This is a genomic window from Erwinia sp. 1181_3 (assembly GCF_052824965.1).
The window spans coordinates 137,119-162,137 of record NZ_VTDE01000003.1 but is presented as its reverse complement, the minus strand read 5'-3'; the positions used below and the strand labels follow the sequence as shown (position 1 = coordinate 162,137).

The 25,019-nt window shown below is 52.4% G+C and carries 25 protein-coding genes; 10 read left to right on the top strand and 15 right to left on the bottom strand.

Annotated elements, in window-relative coordinates; genetic code table 11:
* Positions 1–55 precede the first annotated feature (55 nt).
* Genes ribH through pgpA form a run of 4 tightly spaced genes read left to right on the top strand, consistent with a single transcriptional unit; the run spans position 56 to position 2,474 of the window.
* Complete coding sequence (gene ribH / locus FY046_RS09105) at positions 56–526, top strand: 6,7-dimethyl-8-ribityllumazine synthase (RefSeq protein ID WP_133846296.1); 471 nt, start codon at positions 56–58, stop codon at positions 524–526.
* Between the two features lie 16 nt (positions 527–542).
* Positions 543–962: a transcription antitermination factor NusB gene (gene nusB, locus FY046_RS09100; RefSeq protein ID WP_133846297.1), complete on the top strand. Its 420-nt coding sequence runs from the start codon at positions 543–545 to the stop codon at positions 960–962.
* A 50-nt stretch (positions 963–1,012) separates the two neighbouring features.
* Positions 1,013–1,990 (top strand): thiamine-phosphate kinase, encoded by a 978-nt coding sequence (gene thiL / locus FY046_RS09095; RefSeq protein ID WP_133846298.1) that lies wholly within the window; start codon positions 1,013–1,015, stop codon positions 1,988–1,990.
* Positions 1,968–2,474, top strand: a complete 507-nt coding sequence (pgpA, locus tag FY046_RS09090; RefSeq protein WP_166653760.1) for a phosphatidylglycerophosphatase A — start codon at positions 1,968–1,970, stop codon at positions 2,472–2,474. Before thiL ends, pgpA begins: the two co-directional genes overlap by 23 nt.
* A gap of 43 nt (positions 2,475–2,517) precedes the next feature.
* Here the strand turns inward: pgpA and FY046_RS09085 are convergent, their stop codons facing one another.
* From FY046_RS09085 to xseB, 4 genes are all read right to left on the bottom strand, one after another.
* Positions 2,518–3,492: an aldo/keto reductase gene (locus tag FY046_RS09085; protein ID WP_446185983.1), complete on the bottom strand. Its 975-nt coding sequence runs from the start codon at positions 3,490–3,492 to the stop codon at positions 2,518–2,520.
* 88 nt (positions 3,493–3,580) lie between these two features.
* Positions 3,581–5,446 (bottom strand): 1-deoxy-D-xylulose-5-phosphate synthase, encoded by a 1,866-nt coding sequence (dxs, locus tag FY046_RS09080; protein WP_133846301.1) that lies wholly within the window; start codon positions 5,444–5,446, stop codon positions 3,581–3,583.
* A 17-nt stretch (positions 5,447–5,463) separates the two neighbouring features.
* Complete coding sequence (gene ispA / locus FY046_RS09075; protein ID WP_133846302.1) at positions 5,464–6,363, bottom strand: (2E,6E)-farnesyl diphosphate synthase; 900 nt, start codon at positions 6,361–6,363, stop codon at positions 5,464–5,466.
* Positions 6,363–6,605, bottom strand: a complete 243-nt coding sequence (gene xseB / locus FY046_RS09070) for an exodeoxyribonuclease VII small subunit (protein WP_133846303.1) — start codon at positions 6,603–6,605, stop codon at positions 6,363–6,365. Before xseB ends, ispA begins: the two co-directional genes overlap by 1 nt.
* A gap of 255 nt (positions 6,606–6,860) precedes the next feature.
* Here xseB and thiI point away from each other — a divergent pair, with 255 nt between their 5' ends.
* Positions 6,861–8,309 (top strand): tRNA uracil 4-sulfurtransferase ThiI, encoded by a 1,449-nt coding sequence (gene thiI / locus FY046_RS09065; protein ID WP_133846304.1) that lies wholly within the window; start codon positions 6,861–6,863, stop codon positions 8,307–8,309.
* A gap of 153 nt (positions 8,310–8,462) precedes the next feature.
* Here the strand turns inward: thiI and yajL are convergent, their stop codons facing one another.
* Together yajL and panE are read right to left on the bottom strand one after the other, a co-directional pair.
* Complete coding sequence (yajL, locus tag FY046_RS09060; RefSeq protein ID WP_133846306.1) at positions 8,463–9,059, bottom strand: protein deglycase YajL; 597 nt, start codon at positions 9,057–9,059, stop codon at positions 8,463–8,465.
* Positions 9,013–9,933 carry a 2-dehydropantoate 2-reductase gene (gene panE, locus FY046_RS09055; RefSeq protein ID WP_133846307.1) on the bottom strand — a complete coding sequence of 307 codons (921 nt, stop codon included), beginning with the start codon at positions 9,931–9,933 and terminating at the stop codon, positions 9,013–9,015. Before panE ends, yajL begins: the two co-directional genes overlap by 47 nt.
* 127 nt (positions 9,934–10,060) lie before the next feature.
* On the opposite strand from panE, the gene FY046_RS09050 reads away from it, so the two are divergent.
* Positions 10,061–10,552: a YajQ family cyclic di-GMP-binding protein gene (locus FY046_RS09050; RefSeq protein ID WP_133846308.1), complete on the top strand. Its 492-nt coding sequence runs from the start codon at positions 10,061–10,063 to the stop codon at positions 10,550–10,552.
* A 134-nt stretch (positions 10,553–10,686) separates the two neighbouring features.
* On the opposite strand, the gene FY046_RS09045 is transcribed toward FY046_RS09050, so the two are convergent.
* From FY046_RS09045 to FY046_RS09010, 8 genes are all read right to left on the bottom strand, one after another.
* Positions 10,687–12,054, bottom strand: a complete 1,368-nt coding sequence (locus tag FY046_RS09045) for an MFS transporter (protein ID WP_446185982.1) — start codon at positions 12,052–12,054, stop codon at positions 10,687–10,689.
* Positions 12,055–12,183: 129 nt separating this feature from the next.
* Positions 12,184–13,071, bottom strand: coding sequence for a heme o synthase (gene cyoE / locus FY046_RS09040; RefSeq protein WP_133846310.1), 888 nt, complete (start codon positions 13,069–13,071; stop codon positions 12,184–12,186).
* Positions 13,072–13,084: 13 nt separating this feature from the next.
* Complete coding sequence (locus FY046_RS09035; protein WP_133846311.1) at positions 13,085–13,414, bottom strand: cytochrome o ubiquinol oxidase subunit IV; 330 nt, start codon at positions 13,412–13,414, stop codon at positions 13,085–13,087.
* The gene (locus FY046_RS09030; protein ID WP_133846312.1) at positions 13,414–14,034 is read right to left on the bottom strand and encodes a cytochrome o ubiquinol oxidase subunit III; all 621 of its coding nucleotides are present in this window, start codon (positions 14,032–14,034) and stop codon (positions 13,414–13,416) included. The genes FY046_RS09035 and FY046_RS09030 overlap by 1 nt, the downstream gene beginning before the upstream one ends.
* Positions 14,024–16,015, bottom strand: a complete 1,992-nt coding sequence (gene cyoB / locus FY046_RS09025) for a cytochrome o ubiquinol oxidase subunit I (RefSeq protein WP_133846313.1) — start codon at positions 16,013–16,015, stop codon at positions 14,024–14,026. The genes FY046_RS09030 and cyoB overlap by 11 nt, the downstream gene beginning before the upstream one ends.
* 4 nt (positions 16,016–16,019) lie before the next feature.
* Positions 16,020–16,958, bottom strand: coding sequence for a cytochrome o ubiquinol oxidase subunit II (cyoA, locus tag FY046_RS09020; protein ID WP_133846314.1), 939 nt, complete (start codon positions 16,956–16,958; stop codon positions 16,020–16,022).
* 520 nt (positions 16,959–17,478) lie between these two features.
* Positions 17,479–18,972, bottom strand: a complete 1,494-nt coding sequence (ampG, locus tag FY046_RS09015; protein WP_446185981.1) for a muropeptide MFS transporter AmpG — start codon at positions 18,970–18,972, stop codon at positions 17,479–17,481.
* A gap of 43 nt (positions 18,973–19,015) precedes the next feature.
* A complete protein-coding gene (locus tag FY046_RS09010; protein WP_133846316.1) occupies positions 19,016–19,594 on the bottom strand; it encodes a lipoprotein in 579 nt (192 codons plus the stop codon).
* 288 nt (positions 19,595–19,882) lie between these two features.
* Here FY046_RS09010 and bolA point away from each other — a divergent pair, with 288 nt between their 5' ends.
* The 4 genes from bolA (at position 19,883) to clpX (ending at position 24,162) form a co-directional block, all read left to right on the top strand.
* On the top strand, positions 19,883–20,197 hold the full coding sequence (gene bolA / locus FY046_RS09005; protein WP_133846317.1) for a transcriptional regulator BolA: 315 nt from the start codon (positions 19,883–19,885) through the stop codon (positions 20,195–20,197).
* Between the two features lie 323 nt (positions 20,198–20,520).
* Positions 20,521–21,825 carry a trigger factor gene (tig, locus tag FY046_RS09000; RefSeq protein ID WP_446185980.1) on the top strand — a complete coding sequence of 435 codons (1,305 nt, stop codon included), beginning with the start codon at positions 20,521–20,523 and terminating at the stop codon, positions 21,823–21,825.
* Positions 21,826–22,157: 332 nt separating this feature from the next.
* Positions 22,158–22,781: an ATP-dependent Clp endopeptidase proteolytic subunit ClpP gene (gene clpP, locus FY046_RS08995; protein ID WP_133846319.1), complete on the top strand. Its 624-nt coding sequence runs from the start codon at positions 22,158–22,160 to the stop codon at positions 22,779–22,781.
* Positions 22,782–22,887: 106 nt separating this feature from the next.
* Positions 22,888–24,162 carry an ATP-dependent protease ATP-binding subunit ClpX gene (clpX, locus tag FY046_RS08990; protein WP_159337676.1) on the top strand — a complete coding sequence of 425 codons (1,275 nt, stop codon included), beginning with the start codon at positions 22,888–22,890 and terminating at the stop codon, positions 24,160–24,162.
* Between the two features lie 64 nt (positions 24,163–24,226).
* Here clpX and FY046_RS08985 read toward each other — a convergent pair whose 3' ends face one another.
* The gene (locus tag FY046_RS08985) at positions 24,227–24,820 is read right to left on the bottom strand and encodes an ATP-dependent Clp protease proteolytic subunit (RefSeq protein ID WP_133847037.1); all 594 of its coding nucleotides are present in this window, start codon (positions 24,818–24,820) and stop codon (positions 24,227–24,229) included.
* Positions 24,821–25,019: the final 199 nt, after the last annotated feature.

Below are 25,019 nucleotides of genomic sequence, written 5' to 3'. Positions count from 1 at the left end.
AGTGTGATAGAATCCGCCCCCCTGCGGGGCCAAACAGAACCCTGAAAGGAAGATTATGAACGTTATTGAAGCTGCTGTTGCTACCCCTGATGCGCGCGTTGCTCTGGTTATTGCGCGTTTCAACAACTTTATCAACGACAGCCTGCTGAGCGGTGCAATCGATGCCCTGAAGCGTATTGGTCAGGTCAAAGATGAAAACATCACCGTTGTCTGGGTTCCAGGTGCCTATGAGCTGCCAATGACTGCACGTGCGCTAGCTAACGCTGGCAAACATGATGCGATTGTTGCACTTGGCACCGTAATCCGTGGTGGTACAGCCCATTTCGAATATGTGGCAGGTGAGGCCAGCTCTGGCCTGGCCAGCGTTGCCATGAACAGCGATATCCCGGTTGCTTTTGGCGTACTGACCACCGAAAACATCGAGCAGGCCATTGAACGCGCCGGTACCAAAGCGGGTAATAAAGGTGCTGAAGCAGCCCTGACCGCTCTGGAAATGATTAACGTATTGAAAGCCATCAAAGCCTGATTTTAAGGGGAATTTCGTGAAACCTGCTGCTCGTCGCCGCGCCCGTGAATGTGCTGTTCAGGCACTTTACTCTTGGCAAATCTCCAAAAACGACATCGCTGATGTCGAATACCAGTTTCTGGCGGAACAGGACGTTAAAGACGTCGATATTACTTACTTCCGTGAGCTGGTCGGCGGCGTTGCAACTAACAGTGCATACCTCGACGGCCTGATGCAACCTTACCTGTCACGTCAGCTGGAAGAGCTGGGGCAGGTTGAGAAGGCTATCCTGCGTATCTCTCTGTTTGAGCTCAGCAAGCGTTCAGACGTTCCCTACAAAGTTGCGATTAATGAAGGGATTGAACTGGCTAAAGTGTTCGGCGCTGAAGACAGCCATAAGTTTGTCAACGGCGTGCTGGATAAAGCTGGCCCGTTCATCCGCCCAAACCGCAAATAATTCTCTAAGGCCGCTAATCACGGCCTGTTTTTTTACTCCCGGAATGCATTATGGCCTGTGGCGAATTTGAACTGATCGCGCGTTATTTTGACCGTGTGACCAGTTCCCGTCGTGATGTTGAAAAAGGCATCGGTGACGACTGCGCATTACTCAGCGTACCGGAAAAACAGACGCTGGCTATTAGCACTGACACACTGGTAGAAGGTGTGCATTTTCTGCGTGATATTCATCCCGCCGACCTCGGATACAAAGCGCTTGCCGTAAACCTGAGTGACCTGGCTGCCATGGGCGCCGATCCTGCATGGCTGACGCTGGCTCTGACGTTACCAGACATTAATGAAGACTGGCTGAAAGACTTTAGCGACAGCCTGTTTGAACTGCTCGATTACTACGATATGCAATTGATTGGCGGTGATACCACGCGCGGTCCCCTCAGTATGACGCTGGGCATTCACGGTCTGGTGCCGCAGGGCAGGGCATTGAAACGCAGTGGTGCACGCGTCGGTGACTGGATCTATGTGACCGGTACGCTGGGCGACAGCGCTGCGGGTCTTGAGCTGTTGCAGCATCATGTCAAGATTAACGATCCGGCTGCTCATGAAGTGTTGATCAAACGCCATCTGCGGCCGATGCCGCGCATCCTTCAGGGGCAGGCGCTGCGCGATCTGGCAAGTTCCGCGATCGACCTCTCCGATGGACTGATCTCCGATCTGGGCCATATTCTCAAAGCCAGCGACTGTGGGGCACGTCTGAATCTTGATGCACTACCGCTCTCGACCGTGCTGAAACAGCATTTTGAACCTCAGCAGGCGTTGCACTGGGCGCTGAGCGGCGGCGAAGATTATGAGCTGTGCTTTACCGTTCCTGAGATTAACCGTGGTGCGCTGGACGTGGCGCTGGGCTATCTGGGCGTGCCGTTTACCTGTATCGGACAGATTGCTCCGCAATCGGAAGGGCTAACGCTGTTGCAGGGTGATAAGCCGGTAGAGATGAACCTGAAAGGATTTGACCATTTTGGCTCGCGCTAAAGATGTGGCGAAAAGTCGCCTGAAGATGAGTAATCCGTGGCATCTGCTGGCGACCGGTTTTGGTAGTGGCCTGAGCCCGTGGATGCCAGGAACAGCAGGTTCACTGGCGGCCATCCCCTTCTGGTATCTGCTCAATTTACTGCCGCAGGATCTCTATTCCCTGGCGCTGTTGCTGGGTATCAGCATTGGCGTCTATCTTTGCCATCGCACGGCGAAGGATATGGGCGTACATGACCATGGCAGCATTGTCTGGGATGAGTTTATCGGGATGTGGATCACGCTGATGGCGATCCCGGTGAACAGCTGGCAGTGGGTACTGGCGGGCTTCCTGGTGTTTCGAGTGCTGGATATCTGGAAACCCTGGCCTATACGCTGGTTTGACCGCAACGTCCACGGCGGCATGGGCATAATGGTCGACGATATTATCGCCGGGGTTATCTCCGCCGGAATTTTGTTTGCCGCCGCGCACTACTGGCTGATGTGAATGTATCGGGTCGGGCATGCCGACCCCTACGAGCCGTTATCCGTTATTCGAATCCCACCACCGGATGCGGCTTATAAACACTTTCCAGTTCAATAATCTCTTCCTGACTTAATTCCACCTCTGCCGCTTTCACCAGATCCTCCAGTTGTTCGCTGCACGATGCGCCAATAATCGGTGCGGTGACCGCGGGTTTGCTCAGCAACCAGGCCAGAGCAACTTGCGCACGACTCACGCCTTTATCTTTGGCAATATTCTCCACGCGCTGGGCGATCTCACCGTCATTTTCCTCGCTCTGGCTGTAGAGCGTCTGACCGTATTCATCGGAGACGGAACGGGCGGTCGTTTCGCCCCACGGGCGTGTCAGGCGGCCACGTGCCAGTGGGCTCCACGGCAGAACAGCAATCTTCTCTTTCAGGCACAGGGGGTGCATTTCCCGCTCTTCCTCTCGCTGGATCAGGTTGTACTGATCCTGCATGCTGACGAAGCGAGTCCAGCCGTGGCGATCGGCGGTACTCAGTGCCGTGGCAAACTGGCTGGCATGCATGGAGGAGGCCCCGATATAACGCGCTTTACCGGCCTTCACCACGTCGTGCAAGGCTTCCAGCGTCTCTTCCAGCGGCGTGTCGTAATCCCAGCGGTGGATTTGCAGCAGGTCGACGTACTCCATGCCCAGGCGTTGCAGACTGTCATCAATGGATTGCAGTATATTGGCACGCGACAGACCACCAGACAGGTTGCTCATTGGGAAATAGACCTTGGTGGCTACCACCACTTCGTCACGGCGGGCAAAATCTCGCAGTGCACGGCCCACGATCTCTTCGCTGCTGCCGTCAGAGTAGCTGTTGGCAGTGTCAAAAAAGTTGATTCCCGCATCCAGGGCCTGCTTAATCAGCGGGCGGCTGCTCTCTTCGGGTAGTGTCCAGGCGTGCTTGCCCCGATCGGGTTCACCATAGGTCATGCAGCCCAGGCAAAGGCGGGAAACGGTCAAATCCGTATTGGCTAACTGTAGGGTTTTCATATTGGCTCCTGCTATTTGTCCTGTGGTAATCATAGCAGGCAAAAAAAAGCTCCCGGTAAAAGGAGCATTTTGTATCACAGGGGGCGAGTTACTGTGCCAGCCAGGCGTCGATTTGCTGACGGATCCCGGCAGCGTCCAACAGGTAATCCGTGCGGACCTCGTCCTGAGTCCCCTGCGGAATAAATTCATCCGGCAGACCAATATTCAGCACCGGCACCAGCGTACGTTTTGCCATCAGTAATTCGTTGACGCCGCTACCAGCACCGCCTTTGATTGCGCCCTCTTCAAGAGTAATCAGTGCGTCATGGCTGGCCGCCAGTTCGAGGATTAACGCGTCATCCAGCGGTTTTACAAAGCGCATATCCACCAGCGTGGCATCCAGGGCTTCCGCCGCTGCCGCCGCTTCTGGCAGTAATGTCCCGAAGTTGAGGATAGCCAGTGAGCTACCCTGACGCAGCTTACGAGCTTTGCCCAGAGGCAGAGCCGCCAGTGGTTCAATGGTTGCTCCCGTGCCGTTACCACGCGGGTAACGTACTGCGCTTGGACCGCTGTTGTGGTGATAGCCGGTGTAAAGCATCTGGCGACATTCGTTCTCGTCGCTTGGGGTCATGATGACCATATTGGGAATGCATCGCAGGAAGGCAATATCAAATGCCCCCTGGTGGGTCTGGCCATCGGCACCGACAATGCCGCCACGGTCGATAGCAAACAGCACGGGCAGCTTCTGGATGGCGACATCATGAATCAGCTGATCGTAGGCTCGCTGCAGGAAGGTGGAATAAATCGCCACCACCGGCTTGTAACCACCAATCGCCAGCCCGGCGGCAAAGGTTACCGCGTGCTGCTCGGCAATCGCCACGTCAAAATACTGCTGTGGATAGTCACGCGAGAAGCTGACCATACCGGAGCCTTCACGCATGGCAGGCGTTACCGCCATCAGTTTGCTGTCTTCAGCGGCGGTTTCACTCAGCCACTGGCCAAAAATTTTCGAATAGCTTGGCAGGCCTTCGGCACTTTTTGGTAGCAGGCCACTGGCCGGGTCGAATTTTGGTACGGCATGCCAGCTGATGGGATCTTTCTCTGCCGGAGCGTAGCCTTTGCCTTTTTTGGTCATCACATGCAGGAACTGCGGGCCTTTCAGGGCACGCATATTACGCAATGTATGCACCAACGCCAGTACGTCGTGACCATCGACCGGGCCAATATAATTGAAGCCCAGCTCCTCAAATAACGTGCCTGGCACCACCATCCCTTTCAGGTGTTCTTCCGTGCGCTTGACCAGCTCTTTGATGGGTGGCAGACCGCCCAGCACCTTTTTGCCCCCTTCACGCAGGCGTGAATAGGTTTTCCCGGAGAGGATCTGCGCCAGGCGATTGTTTAACGCGCCGACGTTTTCTGAGATCGACATTTCGTTGTCGTTCAGTACCACCAGCAAATCAGCTTTGATATCGCCCGCATGGTTCATGGCTTCGAAAGCCATACCTGCGGTGATGGCACCGTCGCCGATAACACAGGCGGTACGGCGATCTTTACCTTCTTTACCTGCTGCCACCGCCATTCCCAGCCCGGCACTGATCGAGGTGGATGAGTGGCCGACATTGAGAACGTCGAACTCACTTTCATCGCGCCATGGGAACGGGTGCAGGCCATTTTTTTGGCGAATAGTACCGATACGGTCGCGTCGTCCGGTCAGGATCTTATGCGGGTAGGCCTGATGGCCCACATCCCACACCAGATGATCGAACGGCGTGTTATAGACATAGTGCAGTGCCACAGTAAGTTCCACCACGCCAAGACCAGACGCAAAATGACCGCTGGAGCGGCTGACGCTGTCGAGCAGATACTGGCGCAGCTCGTCACAGAGTTTTGGCAGGCTCTCTTTCGGTAGCAAACGTAATTCTTGCACCGTGCTTGCCAGAGCAAGCGTCGGGTATTTTGCAGGTTCAAAACTCATCAGTGACTCATTTGAAGTTATTTATCGCGTTCAATTATAAAGCCTGCCAACGCCCGCAGTGGGGCCGTGTTGTAAGACTGTGCGGCAAGCGTTTCTAATGCGCTGAGGGACTCCTGATAGAGATCCCATGCTTTTGCCCGCGCACTGTCAAGTCCCATCAGTGCCGGGTAGGTGCTCTTACCTAATTGCTGATCGGCTCCCTGCCGTTTGCCGAGTACGGCAGTATCGCCAATAACATCGAGAATATCATCCTGCACCTGGAAGGCGAGGCCGATCGCATTAGCATAGCGATCAAGCGCGGGCAGTGCTGCACGCCCGGGTTCGCCAGCAGCCAGTGCACCCAGGCGAACGGCAGAGCGGATCAGCGCGCCCGTCTTATGGCGATGAATCTGCTCCAACTCATGTAAATTGACCTGCTTGCCTTCGGCGGCGAGATCCAGCGCTTGGCCCCCGCACATGCCTGCCACACCACTGGCCTGAGCCAGCTCCGACAGCATAGCAATACGCGCTTCAGCCGCCACACCGGGCATCGGTGTATCGGCAAGGATAGAAAAGGCCAGAGTCTGTAACGCATCCCCTGCAAGAATGGCTGAATCTTCGCCAAACTTAATATGGCAGGTGGGCTGGCCACGTCGCAGACTGTCATCATCCATTGCTGGCAGGTCGTCGTGGATCAGGGAATACGCGTGAATACATTCAACGGCAGCGGCTGGCGCATCGAGCGCAGCATCGTCAGCATGCAGCATTTCACCCGTGGCATACACCAGGAATGGGCGCAACCGCTTACCCCCCAATAATGCACCATATTCCATGGCATTCACCAGAGGAGTACTCTGAAAGGGAAGTTGCGCAATAAATCGTTGCAGTGCGGCATTCACCCGCTGATAGTGCGCGGTGAGTAACACGTTGAAATCCATCAGTCATTTTCCGGCGTGAAAGGCGTCAGGTCGGCGTTCTTGTCATCGCTCAGTAAAATCTGTACGCGCTGTTCAGCCTGTTGCAGCGTCTGTTGCCCGGTACGGGCCAACTGTACGCCCCGCTCAAATTCATTCAGCGCATCTTCCAGCGGCAGGTTACCGCTTTCGAGGCGGGTGACGATCTGCTCAAGCTGTTGCAGTGAGGTTTCGAAACTGACGGGCTGTTCGGCTTTTTTCGGCATTTTGGGTCCTGACTTATCATTTTCATCAGTGAGCGCTCATGGTAGCTGACTCTAAATGATTAGCAAAATATCCCTGCATTTTTCGTGTTGCCGGGAAGGGGAATCAGGGCCGCAGATGAAGAAGCAGCCACTGTACAAAGATGATATACTACTGCGCCTGGATGCAAAGGGCGTAAGCCAATTTGCAAGACTCTGATTTTATCAGTTAAGTGCCCTCCTTTTCAGCACTTAATTACCTGACGAATACATGCCGCCATGAAGTTTATCATTAAGTTATTCCCTGAAATTACGATCAAAAGTCAGTCTGTACGCCTGCGCTTTATCAAAATCCTCACCGGTAACATCCGCAACGTTCTCAAACATTACGATGAAACCCTCGCCGTGGTTCGCCACTGGGACAACATCGAAGTCCGTGCCAAAGATGAAAACCAGCGAGCGGCGATTGTCGCTGAACTGACGCGCATCCCCGGCATTCATCATGTGCTGGCGGTGGAAGACCGTTCATACACCGATGTGCATCATATTTTTGAGCAGGTTCTGGAAATGAACCGCGAGCGCATTGAAGGCAAGACATTCAGCGTGCGTGTGAAACGCCGTGGAAAGCATGAGTTCAGCTCGCAAGATGTGGAACGCTACGTCGGCGGTGGTCTGAATCAGCATGTCGCAACGGCTCAGGTCCAGCTTAACCGGCCTGAAGTGACCGTGAATCTGGAAATTGAAGACGATCGCCTGATTCTGGTGACTGCTCGCTATGAAGGGATCGGTGGTTATCCAATCGGCACCCAGGAAGATGTGTTATCGCTGATTTCCGGTGGTTTTGACTCCGGCGTGTCCAGCTATATGCTGATGCGCCGTGGGTGTCGCGTGCATTATTGCTTCTTTAACCTCGGTGGCGCTGCCCATGAAATTGGTGTTCGCCAGGTGGCGCACTACCTGTGGAAGCGTTACGGCAGCTCGCACCGCGTGCGTTTTGTCGCGATTAACTTCGAGCCGGTGGTAGGCGAGATCCTCGAAAAAGTCGATGATGGTCAGATGGGCGTGGTGCTGAAACGTATGATGGTTCGTGCGGCATCGAAAGTCGCAGAGCGCTACGGTGTTCAGGCGCTGGTAACGGGTGAGGCCTTAGGTCAGGTATCCAGTCAGACGCTGACCAACCTGCGTCTGATCGATAACGCCAGCGATACGCTGATCCTGCGTCCGCTGATCTCACATGACAAAGAACACATCATCAAGATTGCTCGTGAAATCGGAACGGAAGATTTCGCCCGGACGATGCCGGAATATTGCGGTGTGATCTCTAAAAGCCCGACAGTGAAAGCCGTTAAAGCGAAGATCGAAGCTGAAGAGCAGAATTTTGACTTCAGTATTTTGGATCGTATGGTGGATGAAGCGACCAACGTCGATATTCGCCAGATCGCGGAGAAGACAGAAGAAGAAGTGGTTGAAGTCGAAACTGTGGCTTCTTTCTCTGACAACGATGTGATTCTGGATATCCGCTCTAACGATGAGCAGGATGCACGACCGCTGGCGCTGGATGGCGTGGAAGTGAAACCGTTGCCGTTCTATAAACTGGGGACGCAGTTTGGCGACCTCGATCAGAGTAAAACCTGGTTGCTGTACTGTGAACGTGGCGTGATGAGCCGCTTGCAGGCACTCTACCTGCATGAGCAGGGCTTTAAAAACGTTAAAGTGTATCGTCCTTAAGGTTGTTCCATCCTGGCTTACTTGCCATTTCGCGTCCGGGCAGTGCTCGCCATCCTCACGTACTGATGTACGCTGCGGTGGCTGTGCGCTGGCCGGACGCGAACTGGCTGCGCCGCCGACGTCTGGTGTGTCCGGTCGCACACTTACAAAAAATTAATCGCGGTAATCGTAAATCCCGGCAGCCAGCACCATCTGCTCTGCCACTTCCCGCGCTTTCTCTTTTCCTGCCACTAAATCGATCAGCTTCAGTGCAAAATCAATCGCGGTGCCTGGCCCCTGGCTGGTCAGCAGATTAACGCGCCTGTCCCACACCACGCGACGATCCATCCATTTCTCTTCCGGAATGGTCTCTTTCAGACCCGGATACCCCGTCATATTGCCGACGGGAAACAGATCGTGCGGTATCAACACGGTGCCTGCGGCGGCGCAGATCGCGGCCACAATTCTTCCCGCCTGATTAAAATGACGTACGGTCTCTACCAGCAGTGGGCTATCGCGGAAGCATTCCGCGCCTTTCAAGCCACCGGGCAGCACAATGGCGGCATAGTCATCGTCGGCCACTTCCACCAGCGGTGCATCGGCCAGCAGTCTGACGCCGCGCGAACAGACGATTTCGCAGTTGCCATCGTCAGCGACGCTGGCAGTGACCACCTTGATCCCGGCACGCACCAGTAAATCTATGGTGGTGACGGCTTCGGTCTCTTCACTCCCAGGTGCCAGGCAAACCAGAACCGATGGATTCGCGGTCATAATCTTGTTCCTTTCGCTTAATAAATTCGTAAAGACGGCTATTTTCCGGGGTAGTGATCCCCTGTGCGCGCGCACGACGGATAACATAGCCATTGATGTAGTCAATTTCGGTGCGCCGTTGTGCGCGAATATCCTGCAACATAGACGATGTGTTACCCGCCGTACTGCGAATCACTTCCAGCACATAGTCGATCAACCACTCACGTGAGGTGTGCTGGCCTTCGCGCTCCATGACGGCGGCAACCTCATTGCTTAAGGCTTCGATCTCCGGGCGATGTTCGGCCAGTTCACCATTTGTGCAGTCGTAGAAGACAGTCAGTGGGTTGATCACACAGTTAACTGCCAGTTTTTGCCAGGCGGCGGAGGCAACGTTATTGTGCCAGGCAACGTCAGGCAATGCGCGATGTAGCACTTCTGCCAGTTCGCTCATGTCGGCTCCCGCAGTCGTGACGGGGCCAATATGGGTAATGCCGGAAGCGACATGCACGATGACAGTGCCATCGCGTCTGGCGGCATGGGTGGTGACACCTCGTAAAAGGGGTTGCGGCAGGCCTTTCAACTCGTCCAGCGTACCCATGCCGTTATGCAACAGCAGCACCGGACAGTGCGCGGGCAGGACAGACTGCATATTCTTTACCGATTCTGAAACCTGCCAGGCCTTTAGCGTGACAATCAGTAATTCGCTGTCAGCGAGAAAGGTGGGGTCATTAGCAATGAATGTTTTATTCGCTGTCTCGCCATTCAGGCCGACTACGTTCACCGAGCAATAAGGCTGCGGAACCCGCAACCAGCCCTGAACGTCATGTCCCTGTTGTTCAAGTGCAGCCAGCCAGATCTGCCCCAAAGCTCCGCATCCAAGTACGGTAATTTTCATTGTTCCTCCCCGCGTGCGGGTTGAGTTAACCGTCCTGCTCATTATTATAGCTTTCAGCGCCAGCGGTTTTATTTACCTGCTGCAAGCAGGTATTATGCCTGTCACTTTAGTATCAGGAGAATAGATCATGCCATCTTTCGATATCGTTTCTGAAATTGATATGCAGGAAGTGCGTAACGCAGTAGATACTGCTAACCGTGAAATCGCTACCCGTTTCGATTTTCGCGGTGTAGAAGCCAGCTTTGAGCTGATTGAGAAGAACGAATCCATCAAAGTATTAAGTGAGTCTGACTTCCAGGTGAAGCAGCTGGTGGATATTCTGCGTGAAAAGCTGTTGAAGCGCGGGATTGAAGGGGCTGCACTGGACGTTCCTGAGCAGATTGTACACAGCGGTAAGAGCTGGAGCGTCGAGGCCAAAATGAAAAAAGGCATCGAAAGCGACATCGCTAAGAAACTGGTTAAGCAGATCAAAGACAGCAAAATCAAAGTACAGACGCAGATCCAGGGTGATGAACTGCGCGTAACCGGTAAATCTCGTGACGATTTGCAGGGCGCGATGGCATTAGTGCGTAAAGCGGATTTGGGGCAGCCGTTCCAGTTCAAAAACTTCCGCGACTAGTGATCTGACCGGTCGGGAAAAACGATTATCCAGAGAGGTAGAGCGGAAAAAGGGTCGACCACAACGGGTCTTTTTTAGCTGATCATTGTCGATATAAGGGGCGGGCCTTCTCTTTCGGTCCGCCCGTTTGCGTATTATGCCGCGGTGGCAATCAGCTTTTCTATTTCGGCGCGGCTGGTCACCTTGCTGTCAATTTTCACGTAAGCACTGCGCTCTTCCGGCACGATAAACACTGCGGCCACGCCCGGCTGGGCTTTCAAACGTCGCTCCAGAACCTCTTTGTCTTCATGACTCGCTTCCAGAGTAATGCGCAGGCTACTGACGTAAGGCGGCTCCTGCATACTCAGGCTGACCAGCAACCAGACGACGGCTATCAACGCGCCAATCAGAAAGACGCTTTGTGCGTCAATGTGACCATACACCCAGCCGCCCATGCTGCCACCAATCGCCACACCGAGGAACTGGCTGGTGGAGTAAAGCCCCATCGCTGTCCCTCTGTAACCAGGAGGGGACTCTTTGCTTACCAGAGAAGGCAGAATCGCTTCCATCAGGTTAAAGCCGATAAAGAACAGCTGTACACCAATCACTAACGTCCAGAAATGATTACCGGCACCCCACAGCACCACCTCGGCTATCAGCATTAATACCACGCAGCCGACAAAGACGCGCTTCATACGGCGTTTGACTTCAGCATAGATAATGAACGGTAGCACACTGGCAAAGGCGATCAGCATGGTGACCAGATATACTTTCCAGTGCTCGGCAGGAGGAAGCCCTGCTTGCTCAAATTGCCCGGGTAGGGCAACGAAGCTCGACATCAGCAGAACGTGCAGGCACAGAATACCGATATTCAGCTTCACCAGGCGGCTGTTGGTCAATACATCACGGATGCTGCCCTTAACGATGCCGGACTCACGATTAAGCATGTGGTTTGACGTCGATGGCACCACCAGAAGGGTGATAACGATCCCAGCGCTAGCCAGCAATGCAATCATCCAGAACAATGCGTGCAGGCCAAAAGCGTGAGTAATCACTGGGCCGAGTACCATCGCAATGGCAAAGGTAACGCCGAAGCTGATACCGATAAACGCCATCGCTTTGGTGCGGTTCTGTTCACGCGTCAGGTCCGACAGCAGAGCCATTACCGCAGCAGCAATGGCGCCGGAGCCCTGTAAGGCACGCCCGAGGATAACCCCCCAGATTGACGTAGTCATGGCAGCGATCACGCTACCCAAAACAAAAATCAATAACCCACCCACAATCAGCGGTTTACGGCCAATGCGGTCAGATAGAAGTCCAAAGGGAATTTGAAATATGGCCTGTGCTAAACCGTAGATGCCAATGGCGAATCCAATTAATGCCTCACTGGCTCCCTGTAATGCCATGCCATAAGTGGTAAGAACGGGTAATACCATAAACATTCCCAGCATCCGCAGGGAAAAAACCGTCCCCAAACCCCAGGTCGCGCGCAGCTCGATCGGAGTCATTTTATTATCGTTCATTACTACCTCAGTCTGTCGTATGCACATAGTTTATGTGTGAGGGGAGGGCGGGTAAAACATTACTTTTTATTCAGTCGTAACAAAAAGAAAGGGCGCGAAATCGCGCCCTTAGTAGTGATGTGCTTACTGTTACCTGATGTACGTCAGCAGGTCTTTGGAGGCGGGGGTCATGAAGTCGACAGACATCATCACGCTTAACGCGGTGATGGCAACAATCGAGAACACAAACAGCTTACGCGCCCAGACACGATCGTTCTGAGTTTTGTAACCTGACAGTGCCATACCCAGCCACCAGACGCTGACCGCAGCTGCCACAACCAGGTATTTATACCCGGCATAGCCCACCAGCGTCAGCATCAGTGTGGCAACCATAAACGCGATGATATACAGCGTGATATGGTTCTTCGCCACAGAGATACCTTTCACCACCGGCAGAACCGGGATATTGGCCGCCTGGTAATCTTTAAAGCGGAAGATAGCAATCGCATAAGAATGCGGCATCTGCCACAGGCTAAAGATAGCCAGCAGAATCAATGCACCAGCATCAAACTGGTTGGTGACGGCGCAGTAGCCAATCACTGGAGGCGCAGCTCCGGAAAGACTGCCAATCAGAGTGCCGTATACGGAGTTGCGCTTCATGTACAGGCTGTAAACGCCGACATAAACCACAAAACCCATCACCGCCAGCCACATGGCCAACGGATTTGCTCCGAAATACAGCATTGCGAAGCCAGCAATACCCAAAACGGTTGCATAAACCAGGCTTAATTTCGGAGATATAAGGCCTTTAACCAGCACCCGATTCTTGGTTCTCTCCATTTTTTTGTCGATATCACGGTCGATAAAGTTGTTATAAACACAACCTGATGCAACCACCAGCGAGACGCCGACTAAGGTGAAGAGAAACAGGGAATAGTCAATGCTGCCTTTAGAAGCCAGCAGAAACCCCCCGATGACAGAAATTAAATTTCCGAAAATAATTCCTGGTTTTGTTACTTGCAGGTATTGCTTAATCATCACAGTAGCTCTGTTAGTGGCTCATCATGTTGTAGTTGAGGTTCCACATAATCCATAGCGAGCCGACAACAACAATCAGGATGATAAGTGCTGCAAACACGATAGCAATCAGGTTCCAGCCGCCCTCAGACTTGCTGTCCAGGTGGAGGAAATAGACCAGGTGCACCAGCACCTGGACTACCGCACACACCAGAACAACGGCGAGGATGGTCGCTTTAGAAGCGCCGCCGTCCATGACCATCCAGAATGGGATACCCGTCAGAATGATCGACAGGATAAAGCCGATCATATAAGACTTCACGCTACCATGAGAAGCGCCATGCTCAGTTGCTGAATGGCTCATTACATAACCCCCATCAGGTAAACAATGGTGAATACGCAGATCCACACCACATCCAGGAAGTGCCAGAACAAGCTCAGACACATAATACGGGTGCGGTTGCTATCAGTCAGACCACGTTTAGCAATCTGATACATCAACACCAGCATCCAGATCAGGCCTGAAGTCACGTGCAGACCGTGGGTGCCCACCAGCGTGAAGAACGCGGAGAGGAAGCCACTACGATCCGGACCGAAGCCTTCTTTAATCAGGTGATGGAATTCATAGATTTCCATACCGATGAAGCCCAGACCAAACAGGAAGGTCATCGCAAGCCAGCCGATAACTGCACCTTTCTGCTTGTTGTTCATGTTGATAACAGCCATACCATAGGTAATGGAGCTCAACAGAAGCAGGGCGGTTTCCACCAGGACGAAGGGCAGTTCAAAGATGTCTTTGCCTGCCGGGCCGCCCGCAGTGTTATTAACCATCACACCATACGTCGCAAACAGCGTTGCGAAGATGATGCAGTCACTCATCAGGTAGATCCAGAAGCCGAAGACTTTGTTGGCGCCTGTATCGTGGTGATGATGCCCATGCTCCGCATGGGCGTCGTGGTGTTTAGTCACAGTTTCAGTCGACATTTTTCAGACCTGCTTTGCTAATTTCGTCAAAGTGCTGATTTTCGATTTTCTGAACTTCAGCAACAGGAACGTAGTAATCCACGTCTTCGTCAAAGCTCTTGACGATCCAGGACACGATCATGCCCAGGAATGACAGGCCTACCAGCCACCAGATGTGCCAGATTGCTGCAAAACCAAAGACCGCACAGAAGAAACCAATGACGACACCAGCACCGCTGTTTTTCGGCATATGAATTTCTTCATAGTGAGCCGGCTGCTTATAGGCTTCGCCTTTTTCCTTCATTTCCCAGAACGCATCACGCTCGTGAATTTCAGGAACAACAGCAAAGTTATAGAACGGTGGTGGTGAAGAGGTTGCCCACTCCAGAGTACGTCCGCCCCACGGGTCACCGGTCACATCACGCAGCTGCTCACGGTCACGGACCGAAACATAGAACTGAGTGATCTGGCAAATAACACCACAAGCAATCAGACCAGCACCACATGCGGCAATAACCAACATTGAGTGGAACTGAGGATCGATGTCCTGGCTAATACGACGGGTCATGCCCATGAAGCCCAGCACGTACAGCGGCATAAAGGCAACGAAGAAGCCAATAATCCAGAACCAGAACGCGCGGATACCCCAGGTTTCATTCAGTTTGAAGCCGAATGCTTTCGGGAACCAGTAAGTCACACCAGCAAAGCAACCGAACACCACACCACCGATAATCACGTTATGGAAGTGGGCAATCAGGAACAGACTGTTGTGCAGAACGAAGTCTGCACCTGGCACGGCAAGCAGTACCCCGGTCATACCACCTACAGAGAAGGTGACCAGGAAGCCAACGGTCCACAGCATACAGGAGTGCATTTCAATGCGGCCCTGGTACATGGTGAACAGCCAGTTGAAGATTTTAACACCGGTCGGAATGGCGATGATCATCGTCATAATACCGAAGAAGGCGTTAACGTTGGCACCTGCACCCATGGTGAAGAAGTGGTGCAGCCACACGATAAAGGACAGGATGGTAATAACTACCGTAGCCCAAACCAGTGAGGTATAGCCAAACAGACGTTTTTTCGAGAAGGTAGCAACAACTTCCGAGAACACACCGAAGACCGGCAGCACAAGGATGTAAACTTCCGGATGACCCCAAACCCAAATCAGGTTGACGTACATCATCATGTTGCCGCCCATATCATTGGTAAAGAAATGGAAACCAAGATAACGGTCAAGGGTCAGCAGAGCCAGGGTCACGGTCAGAACCGGGAACGCGGCGATGATCAGCACGTTGGTGCACAGGGAAGCCCAGGTGAACACCGGCATTTTAAACATGGTCATGCCAGGTGCACGCATCTTCATGATGGTCACGAAGAAGTTGATACCTGTCAGGGTCGTACCGATACCGGAAAGCTGTAGACTCCATATCCAGTAGTCAACACCGACCCCCGGACTGTATTCCGCCCCCGAAAGTGGTGGGTATGCCAGCCAGCCGGTCTGTGCGAATTCGCCCACACCCAGTGACAGGTTAACCAGAACCACACCAACCATGGTGAACCAGAAGCTCAGGTTGTTGAGGAACGGGAAGGCCACATCGCGTGCGCCGATCTGTAATGGAACAGCAATGTTCATCAGACCAACAACAAACGGCATCGCTACGAAGAAGATCATGATCACGCCGTGGGCGGTGAAAATCTGATCGTAGTGGTGTGGTGGCAAAATGCCGGCTTCACCCGCGGAGGCAAGCACCTGCTGAGTACGCATCATTACCGCATCGGCAAAGCCACGTAGCAACATGACAAATGCCAGAATGATGTACATGATACCGAGTTTTTTGTGGTCAACTGAGGTCAGCCACTCGGTCCACAGATATTTCCACTTACCGAAGTAAGTCAGTGCGGCGACCAGCGCCAGACCGCCAAGAATAATGGCGGCAACCGTAACCATGATAATCGGTTCATGATACGGCACTGCATCCAGTGTTAATTTTCCAAGCATCGTATTATTCCTCGGCTCCCGCGTGAGCGGCATTGCTCATATCCATGCCTTCATGGCCTTCGCCGTGGGACATGTCCATGCTTCCACCGTGGTTCATCTTGAACTGACCGATAATGTCTTTAAACAGTCCAGGTTTCACACTTGAGAAGAATTCAACCGGGTGATTTTCGCTAGGCGCAGCCAGCTTATTAAAATCATCCATTGTCATGAGGGTGTCTGGTGACTGTTTTGCTTTAGCAACCCACTGCTCGAAAGACGCTTCGTCAGGAGTAGCAATCGCTTTAAACTTCATACCAGAGAAACCACGACCACTGAAGTTCGAGGAAATACCGTCAAAGGTGCCGGCTTCATTAGCAATCAAGTTCAATCTTGTCTGCATGCCCGCCATAGCGTAAATCTGGCTACCGAGGGTAGGGATGAAGAAGGAGTTCATGACGGTGTTCGAGGTAATCTTGAAGCTCACAGGGCGGTTAGCCGGGAAAGCAATCTGATTAACGGTGGCAATACCCTGTTCCGGGTAAATGAACATCCATTTCCAGTCAAGAGAGACAACTTCGATCACGACAGGTTTCGCGTCAGATGCCAGTGGCTTGCTTGGTTCCAGTGCATGGGTTGATTTCCACGTCAGAATGCCAAGGAAGACAATGATCAAGATCGGCACAGTCCATACTACGGCTTCCACTTTGTTCGAGTGGGACCAGTTTGGGCTGTACTTCGCATTGGTGTTAGATGCCCGATATTTCCAGGCGAACACCACGGCCATCAAGACTGCGGGGATCACGACGATCATCATCAGGCCGAAGGCCGTCAAAATCAGCGAACGTTGCTCCATTGCAATCTGTCCTTTGGGATTTAATAACGCACTATCACAACCACTTAACAAAATCATGCTTGCGATTAATGACAAAATCCCCAAACTTTTATTGTATTTCCTGAGTCTCATTTAACGACCTCAATGACAAGGGCTCTATTGTCGTTTAAGTGTGGCGGCATTTTACGGGAAGGTTTCAGTACTGTAAACCTGCAACAGGTTGTGTCAGCGGGGTGTTGACACCTTTTGCAAAGACTGTCACATATGTTGCCGTAAGTGACAAAATATGAATGCTGGCAAAGGGTTGGCATCAATATAACAAAATCCAATAGAAAAAACCGTACAAAAATTGTATCTGCTATAACCAGGCATTTAATGCACCATTTATTTAACATCTCATTATCAATTGTGTGATATTGATTAACTAAATTTAATTACGCACCGGGTTTTAATACCTGAAAATGAGGGGGAAGATTCGTCAGGATTTTTTTTAAACGACTTAATAAAGGATAAAAATAATATTTCTCGTCAAGCCATCAACTTTTCTGATGTGTTACCTGCGTGCCGCACTCCCTGTGCGGCAAAAGTCACTCGAATTGTTAACCCATTGTTGGTTAAATAATTTTCTTAACATTTCTCGAATGCAAAGACATTATCGCTGATTTACGATGTTTGCATGGGATTTCCGCAGCGCCAGGAAGTCCAGCAGTGTTCCCGTCACAATCCCGCCCAGTACCAGCAGAATACCTGCTTCAAACAGACGGGTACTCAACTCGGGGTAGGAGAACCAGTCCAGCGCATCCATCGCCAGCACCAGCAGCCAGACAGCCAGCAGTGCACAGCCAGCAATCAGTCCGCGCACTGCCCAGCGATAGCCGGAGCGATAGGCGGTTCGCGGCAGAAAGTCAGGATGAGTTTGTGCATATTCCAGCGTCGAACGGCATCCGAGCAGTAATAGCAGTCCGGGCAGTGCTGCCACCACAGAGAAGGCATAAAACGTCGGCCAGCCCCAGGACTCAACAAACCATCCCGCCACAGGTCCCACATAGACGCGACCCACCGCTGAGAGCGCAGAGAGCAGGGCAAATTGAGTCGCCGAAAACGAACGGTTACACAACGTCATCAATAGCGCCACGAAGGCAGCAGTACCCATCCCACCGCACAGATTTTCCACGGTCACTGCGGCTGCCATGCTGTAAAGGTGCTTGTCAGTGACTGACAGGATCCAGTAACCCAGATTGGACACCGCTTGTAAAATACCGAACAGCATCAGGGCGCGAAACAGGTTAAGACGTTGCATCAGCACACCGCCTGCCAGTGCACCGATGATGGTGGCGACCAGGCCGAGTGTTTTGTTGACCAATCCAACATCACCTGCATCAAATCCGACGCCACGGATCAAAAAAATGGTGGTCAGGCTGGCAGCAAAAGCATCGCCCAGCTTATAAAGGACAATCAGTGACAGAATCAGCCAGGCATTATTGCGGTTGAAGAAATCGCGCAGTGGGGCAATAACGGCTTCTTCCAGTGTCTGTGGGCGATCAACGGTAGCATCTGGCTCTTTAGCCAGTAAGGTGGCTATCACACCCGGCAGCATCATTGCGGCCATCAGCCACCAGATCGCCTGCCAGCCGATAAAACGATCTGCCAGCCACAGTGCCAGCCCGCCGGAGACCAGCATTGCCAGCCGATAGCCCAGTACGCTAATTGCCGCACCGCTACCGCGCTCAGTGGCGGACAGCACATCCGTCTTCCAGGCATCAAACACAATATCCTGAGAGGCCGAACAAAATGCGACCAGCACCGCCAGCGCTGCCAGCAGAGTCAAATCGCGTGAAGGTTGCATAAAGCCCATCAGTGCGATCCCGACGATCAGCAACAACTGAGTGACTAACAACCAGCCACGTCTGCGCCCAAGAAATGGCGGCGTGTAACGGTCCATCAGCGGTGACCAGAGGAACTTAAAGACGTAAGCCTGTCCGACGAGGGAAAAGAATCCGATGGTTTTAATATCGATATTCTCAACGGCCATCCACGCCTGAAGCGTACCCGATGTGAGCGCGAGCGGCAGACCAGAAGCGAAGCCGAGGAATAAAAGAAGGGCAGAGTTGCGTCGGGTAAAGATGTGCAGATAGTGGTTAGGCATACGGACCTTACATCAGGCCCGGCGTCCTGCCGGGCCAGAGGGATTAACGCGCGTTTTGCTTGATGAAGTCGTTAACGCTGGTGTCCTGCGCCATATCGGCAATCACGTCACCGAGGGTGCTGTTGACGACATTCGTGATTTTCTGATTATTTGCGGCGAACGCACCTTCAACACTGCTGGTCTGGCGGTAGTTTTTCACCTGCTTACTGCCATTTTTAGCCGTAGCGATGATAGAAATATCCGCTTTAGTGGTGATGCTGTAACGCACATTACCCTGGGTAACGTCAGCGTACAGGCCATTCACCACGATTTGCAGATCAACAGCGCCGCTTGGGCCGACCATATAACCGCGTGCGGTCATCTGCTTCTCCAGTGTTTCCTGTAACAGGAAACGCAGATCGCGAGACGGGGTCAGGGTGATCAGCTGGCCGTCGCGGTTAACTTTCGCCAGCGCCTGATCGCTACGCTGATCGGCACCCGTGATGCTGATAGTGATGCCCATCAGGCTTGGATCACGCTGTGGCAGCTGAATTTTTGGTGAAATGTCGAGCGTATTGCTGCTCCCTGCGCAGCCAGCCAGAATTAACACGGCCAGCAGAGGGAAAAATAATTTTTTTAACATGCTTATTTTCTCGATTACGTGAGTAGTATTGCTGACAAAACTGCGGTCATCATATCATTGCCTGTCGGCAGGGGAAGCCCCGATCGAGCGTAAATTCATCGCGTTGCGGAATTTTCAGACTTAATGAGACTCAGGCATTCGACCTCGTGATAGGCGATGTGTTGCATGGCGGTGATTGAAAAGTAAATGCCATCAGGAAAAAAACGCTAAAGTGCGTCGGTTTTACACAAAAACCGACTACGATTTAAAGGGATGGGGCGCAGTTCTCTGCATCAAAGGAGTCCAGGTATGATCCGTGAACAAATAGAAGAAAAGTTACGAACGGCGTTTTCTCCTGTGCATCTTGAGGTGCATGATGAAAGCTATCGCCATAATGTGCCTGCGGGCGCTGAGAGTCACTTCAAGGTGGTGATTGTCAGTGACAGCTTTAACGATCAGCGTTTTCTAACCCGCCACCGGGCTATTTACGGGGTGCTGGCGGATGAGCTGGCCGGCAGTGTGCACGCACTGGCACTTCACAGTTATACCTTGAAAGAGTGGGAGGGTTTACAAGATACCGTTCCATCCTCACCTAACTGCCGTGGTGCCGGTACGCTGGCCTGACCCGACGCAAAAAACTGAAAACGGCCTGTTGGCCGTTTTTTCATTTATAGAGCCAGAAAAATGTGGCAGTCAGCAAATTCTTGCGATTTGGCAGCAAAAATGTAAAAAGTAGCGGGGTCCGGGCGAGAGTGTAGCCTCGACTCATTAAGACGTTGCCGCTATAATGCTGCGTCTATTTTTTTCCGGAATGTCTTCGGGATGCTTCTGTGAAACAGGGAATGTGGTTCTGACATCAGAAGCCGTCCCGGTTCTTAGATACACCCTGGTCATCCAGTGGTGTTTGTCTGAAGTTGACCGAGCACGTGATTTTTTGAGGTAATAAGATGCAAGTTTCAGTAGAAACAACTCAGGGCCTGGGCCGTCGCGTAACGATTACCGTAGATAAAGATGTGATCGAAAACGCGGTGAAAAGTGAGCTGGTCAGCGTAGCTAAGAAAGTGCGCATCGACGGTTTCCGCAAAGGAAAAGTACCGATGACTGTTGTTGAACAGCGTTACGGTGCTTCTGTTCGCCAGGACGTCCTGGGCGATCTGATGCAGCGCGGCTTTGTCGATGCGATCATCAAAGAAAAAATTAATCCGGCTGGCGCACCGCAGTACGTACCAGGCGAATACAAAACCGGTGAAGACTTCACATTCTCAGCTGAATTTGAAGTGTACCCGGAAGTTGAGCTGAAGGGTCTGGAAGCAATCGAAGTTGAAAAACCGGTTGTTGAAGTGACTGATGCTGACGTTGATACCATGCTGGACACTCTGCGCAAGCAGCAGGCCACCTGGAAAGAAACCGACGCTGCAGCGACTGCTGAAGATCGTGCAACCATCGATTTCTCCGGTTCTGTAGATGGTGAAGAGTTCGAAGGCGGCAAAGCGTCTGACTTCGTACTGGCAATGGGCCAGGGTCGTATGATCCCTGGTTTCGAAGAAGGTGTTGTTGGCCACAAAGCGGGCGAGACCTTTACTATCGACGTTAACTTCCCGGACGATTACCACGCTGAGAACCTGAAAGGTAAAGCAGCGAAGTTTGAAATCGTACTGAAGAAAGTTGAAGAGCGCGAGCTGCCAGAGTTCACTGAAGAGTTCATCAAGCGTTTCGGCGTTGAAGATGGTTCTGTCGCGGGTCTGCGTGCAGAAGTGCGCAAGAACATGCAGCGTGAGCTGAAAGGTGCCGTGCGTAACCGCGTGAAATCTCAGGCAATCGAAGGTCTGGTGAAAGCCAATGACATCGATGTTCCTGCTGCTTTGATTGACGGTGAGATTGACGTGCTGAAGCGTCAGGCTGCACAGCGCTTTGGTGGTAACGAAAAGCAAGCTCTGGAGCTGCCTCGTGAACTGTTCGAAGAGCAGGCTAAACGCCGCGTAGTTGTCGGTCTGCTGTTGGGCGAAGTGATTCGTACTCACGAGCTGAAAGCTGACGAAGACCGTGTTAAAGCGCTGATCGAAGAGATGGCTTCTGCATACGAAGATCCAACAGAAGTGATCGAGTTCTACAGCAAAAATAACGAGCTGATGAACAACATGCGTAACGTAGCGCTGGAAGAGCAGGCTGTTGAAGCCGTGCTGGAAAAAGCGAAAGTGACTGAAAAAGCCACTAACTTCCAGGAACTGATGAACCAGACTGCTACGGCCTGATTCTGAACTCTGTTAGTTGACGTTAAGCCCGCTGCCTTCTGGCAGCGGGCTTTTGTCGTTTATGGGGTAAAATCCCACTGCTTTTATAGGCTATTTGCGCATTTAATCTGCAAATTATCGACTAAGCTACTTTTCCTGGTTAGCAGTTGATAAAAACGTTGTTATGCTTGAAACAGCAGGGGATCATCCCCAAATTGGTACAACGAAGTCATCAGGCCCGATAACTGTCCGGACGGCATCGGGTGTAAGGCCTGGAATCATAGTGTTCCTGATCGCTCTCAAGTAGAATCGCTACAGAGTGTTGCCAAATGAAATTTATCCAGGAGACGATAATGTCATACAGCGGCGAACGTGAACTAACTGCACCTCATATGGCTCTGGTGCCAATGGTGGTCGAACAAACCTCTCGTGGAGAGCGTTCTTACGACATCTACTCGCGCCTGCTGAAAGAGCGCATTATTTTTCTGACCGGCCAGGTCGAAGACCACATGGCCAACCTGATCGTTGCGCAGATGCTGTTTCTGGAAGCGGAGAATCCAGAAAAGGATATCCACCTGTACATTAACTCTCCTGGTGGCGTCATCACCGCAGGGATGTCAATTTATGACACCATGCAGTTTATCAAACCTGACGTTAGCACCATCTGTATGGGCCAGGCCTGTTCGATGGGCGCTTTCCTGCTGACCGCGGGAGCGAAAGGCAAGCGTTACTGCCTGCCGAATTCACGCGTGATGATTCACCAACCGCTGGGCGGTTTCCAGGGGCAGGCGTCAGATATTGACATCCATGCCCGTGAAATCATCAAGACTAAGCAGATGATGAACGAACTGATGGCAAAACATACCGGGCAGACGATCGAAACCATTGAGCGCGATACCAACCGCGACCGTTTCTTGTCGGCCAGCGAATCCGTAGAGTACGGCTTAGTGGATTCTGTGCTGTCCCAGCGTAACTGATTAAACATGTTGTGACATGGTGCCGTTGCCTCCGCGGATAGCTCTGGTGGCGGCCGCGTAACTAACCCCTGGTGGGAAGGTGAGTGTGACAATGAGGGGGAAGTAAATGACTGATAAACGCAAAGACGGTTCAGGTAAACTGCTGTACTGCTCTTTTTGCGGCAAAAGCCAGCATGAAGTGCGCAAGCTGATCGCCGGCCCGTCTGTGTATGTCTGCGATGAATGTGTTGATTTGTGCAATGACATCATTCGCGAAGAGATCAAAGAAGTTGCGCCACACCGTGAGCGTAGCTCACTGCCCACGCCGCACGAAATCCGCCACCACCTCGATGACTACGTTATCGGCCAGGAGCGGGCGAAGAAGGTGCTGGCAGTGGCGGTGTATAACCACTACAAGCGCCTGCGCAACGGCGACACCAGCAACGGTATTGAGCTGGGGAAAAGTAACATTCTGCTGATTGGCCCGACCGGTAGCGGTAAAACCCTGCTGGCCGAAACGCTGGCCCGCCTGCTGGACGTCCCGTTCACCATGGCCGATGCCACCACGCTGACCGAAGCCGGTTACGTGGGCGAGGATGTGGAAAACATCATTCAGAAGCTGCTGCAGAAGTGTGACTACGACGTGCAGAAAGCGCAGCGCGGGATTGTCTACATCGATGAGATCGACAAGATTTCACGCAAGTCAGACAACCCGTCTATCACCCGAGATGTCTCCGGTGAAGGCGTGCAGCAGGCGCTGCTGAAGCTGATCGAAGGCACGGTGGCGGCAGTTCCTCCGCAGGGCGGGCGCAAGCATCCGCAGCAGGAGTTTTTGCAGGTGGATACCTCGAAAATTCTGTTTATCTGCGGCGGTGCGTTTGCCGGCCTGGATAAAGTGGTGTCGCAGCGCGTGGATACCGGCACCGGTATCGGTTTTGGCGCATCGGTGAAGGGCAAGTCTGAGAAAGCGACAGAAGGCGAGCTGCTGGCACAGGTGGAGCCGGAAGATCTGATCAAGTTTGGTCTGATCCCGGAGTTCATCGGCCGCCTGCCGGTGGTGGCGACGCTGACGGAGCTGAGTGAAGATGCGTTAATTCAGATCCTGCGTGAGCCGAAAAATGCGCTGACCAAGCAGTATCAGGCGCTGTTCAATCTGGAAGGCGTGGAGCTGGAGTTCCGTGAAGATGCGCTGACGGCGATTGCCAAAAAGGCAATGTCACGCAAAACAGGTGCTCGTGGGCTGCGTTCTATCGTGGAAGGCGCACTGCTGAACACCATGTACGACCTGCCGTCGATGGATGACGTGGAGAAAGTCGTGGTGGATGCACCGGTCATCGACGGTGACAGCGAACCTAAGCTTATCTACGGCAAGCCAGAAACTCAGCAGGCATCTGGCGAGTAACCTGATGTTATGCAGACAAAAAAGGGCCCGCTGATGCGGGCCTTTTTTTGTTACTGTCGGGCGATTAACCTTTCAGTTCGTCCCACTGGCTGATGACGTGGGTAGTGATACCGTAATCAACGGCTTGCTCAGGACTCATCCAGTAATTACTGTCAGTGTCTTTCTCTACTTTTTCCAGAGGCTGGCCCGTTGCTTTGCTGATCAGCTGGTTAATACGTGCACGTGCACGCAATAGCTCTTTCGCTTCGATCTCAATGTCAGAGACTTTACCGCGCACGCCGCCCAGGGGTTGGTGAATCATAAAGCGAGTATTCGGCAGTGAGTAACGGTCATCTTTGTCAGCTGCAAGGAAAATGGTGATACCGGCGCTGGCCACCCAGCCAGTACCAATGACCAGTACTTTAGGTTTCACAAATTTGATCATGTCGTGGATGGTGTCACCAGCTTCAACATGGCCACCCTGGCTGTTAATGAACAGCTTGATTGGCTCATCGCCCATTTCTTGCAGGATCAGCAACTGTGCGGTCACTTTCTCAGCAAGCGCCTGATTAATCTCACCTGAAATGATAATAGAGCGTGACTGCAGCAGTTTATTGACTGCCAGCGATGAGTTCTTCTCTTCCTGCCCGTTTTCTTCTTTAGTTGGCTCTTGAGGCATGCTTTACACTCCATCGGATAATCATAAGTGACCAGAGTTTAGCATAATCCAATTACCAGCTAAATCAACAGGAATAGTAGGCAGTCTTTGTTATTTAAAACAGTACGTTAAATGACATTTTCACCTGTAAATAAAGTGACTGGCTGTTTTTTGTCCGGAGTGTGTGTGTCCATGATTAAGTCTTGTGAACATGACACGC

Excerpts from the sequence above, each read along its gene's own strand:
- ribH (WP_133846296.1), top strand. The coding sequence starts at position 56 with ATGAACGTTATTGAAGCTGCTGTTGCTACCCCTGATGCGCGCGTTGCT.
- thiL (WP_133846298.1), top strand. The coding sequence starts at position 1,013 with ATGGCCTGTGGCGAATTTGAACTGATCGCGCGTTATTTTGACCGTGTG.
- FY046_RS09085 (WP_446185983.1), bottom strand. The coding sequence starts at position 3,492 with ATGAAAACCCTACAGTTAGCCAATACGGATTTGACCGTTTCCCGCCTT.
- dxs (WP_133846301.1), bottom strand. The coding sequence starts at position 5,446 with ATGAGTTTTGAACCTGCAAAATACCCGACGCTTGCTCTGGCAAGCACG.
- ispA (WP_133846302.1), bottom strand. The coding sequence starts at position 6,363 with ATGGATTTCAACGTGTTACTCACCGCGCACTATCAGCGGGTGAATGCC.
- xseB (WP_133846303.1), bottom strand. The coding sequence starts at position 6,605 with ATGCCGAAAAAAGCCGAACAGCCCGTCAGTTTCGAAACCTCACTGCAA.
- thiI (WP_133846304.1), top strand. The coding sequence starts at position 6,861 with ATGAAGTTTATCATTAAGTTATTCCCTGAAATTACGATCAAAAGTCAG.
- yajL (WP_133846306.1), bottom strand. The coding sequence starts at position 9,059 with ATGACCGCGAATCCATCGGTTCTGGTTTGCCTGGCACCTGGGAGTGAA.
- panE (WP_133846307.1), bottom strand. The coding sequence starts at position 9,933 with ATGAAAATTACCGTACTTGGATGCGGAGCTTTGGGGCAGATCTGGCTG.
- FY046_RS09050 (WP_133846308.1), top strand. The coding sequence starts at position 10,061 with ATGCCATCTTTCGATATCGTTTCTGAAATTGATATGCAGGAAGTGCGT.
- FY046_RS09045 (WP_446185982.1), bottom strand. The coding sequence starts at position 12,054 with ATGAACGATAATAAAATGACTCCGATCGAGCTGCGCGCGACCTGGGGT.
- cyoE (WP_133846310.1), bottom strand. The coding sequence starts at position 13,071 with ATGATTAAGCAATACCTGCAAGTAACAAAACCAGGAATTATTTTCGGA.
- FY046_RS09035 (WP_133846311.1), bottom strand. The coding sequence starts at position 13,414 with ATGAGCCATTCAGCAACTGAGCATGGCGCTTCTCATGGTAGCGTGAAG.
- FY046_RS09030 (WP_133846312.1), bottom strand. The coding sequence starts at position 14,034 with ATGTCGACTGAAACTGTGACTAAACACCACGACGCCCATGCGGAGCAT.
- cyoB (WP_133846313.1), bottom strand. The coding sequence starts at position 16,015 with ATGCTTGGAAAATTAACACTGGATGCAGTGCCGTATCATGAACCGATT.
- cyoA (WP_133846314.1), bottom strand. The coding sequence starts at position 16,958 with ATGAGACTCAGGAAATACAATAAAAGTTTGGGGATTTTGTCATTAATC.
- ampG (WP_446185981.1), bottom strand. The coding sequence starts at position 18,972 with ATGCCTAACCACTATCTGCACATCTTTACCCGACGCAACTCTGCCCTT.
- FY046_RS09010 (WP_133846316.1), bottom strand. The coding sequence starts at position 19,594 with ATGTTAAAAAAATTATTTTTCCCTCTGCTGGCCGTGTTAATTCTGGCT.
- bolA (WP_133846317.1), top strand. The coding sequence starts at position 19,883 with ATGATCCGTGAACAAATAGAAGAAAAGTTACGAACGGCGTTTTCTCCT.
- tig (WP_446185980.1), top strand. The coding sequence starts at position 20,521 with ATGCAAGTTTCAGTAGAAACAACTCAGGGCCTGGGCCGTCGCGTAACG.
- clpP (WP_133846319.1), top strand. The coding sequence starts at position 22,158 with ATGTCATACAGCGGCGAACGTGAACTAACTGCACCTCATATGGCTCTG.
- clpX (WP_159337676.1), top strand. The coding sequence starts at position 22,888 with ATGACTGATAAACGCAAAGACGGTTCAGGTAAACTGCTGTACTGCTCT.
- FY046_RS08985 (WP_133847037.1), bottom strand. The coding sequence starts at position 24,820 with ATGCCTCAAGAGCCAACTAAAGAAGAAAACGGGCAGGAAGAGAAGAAC.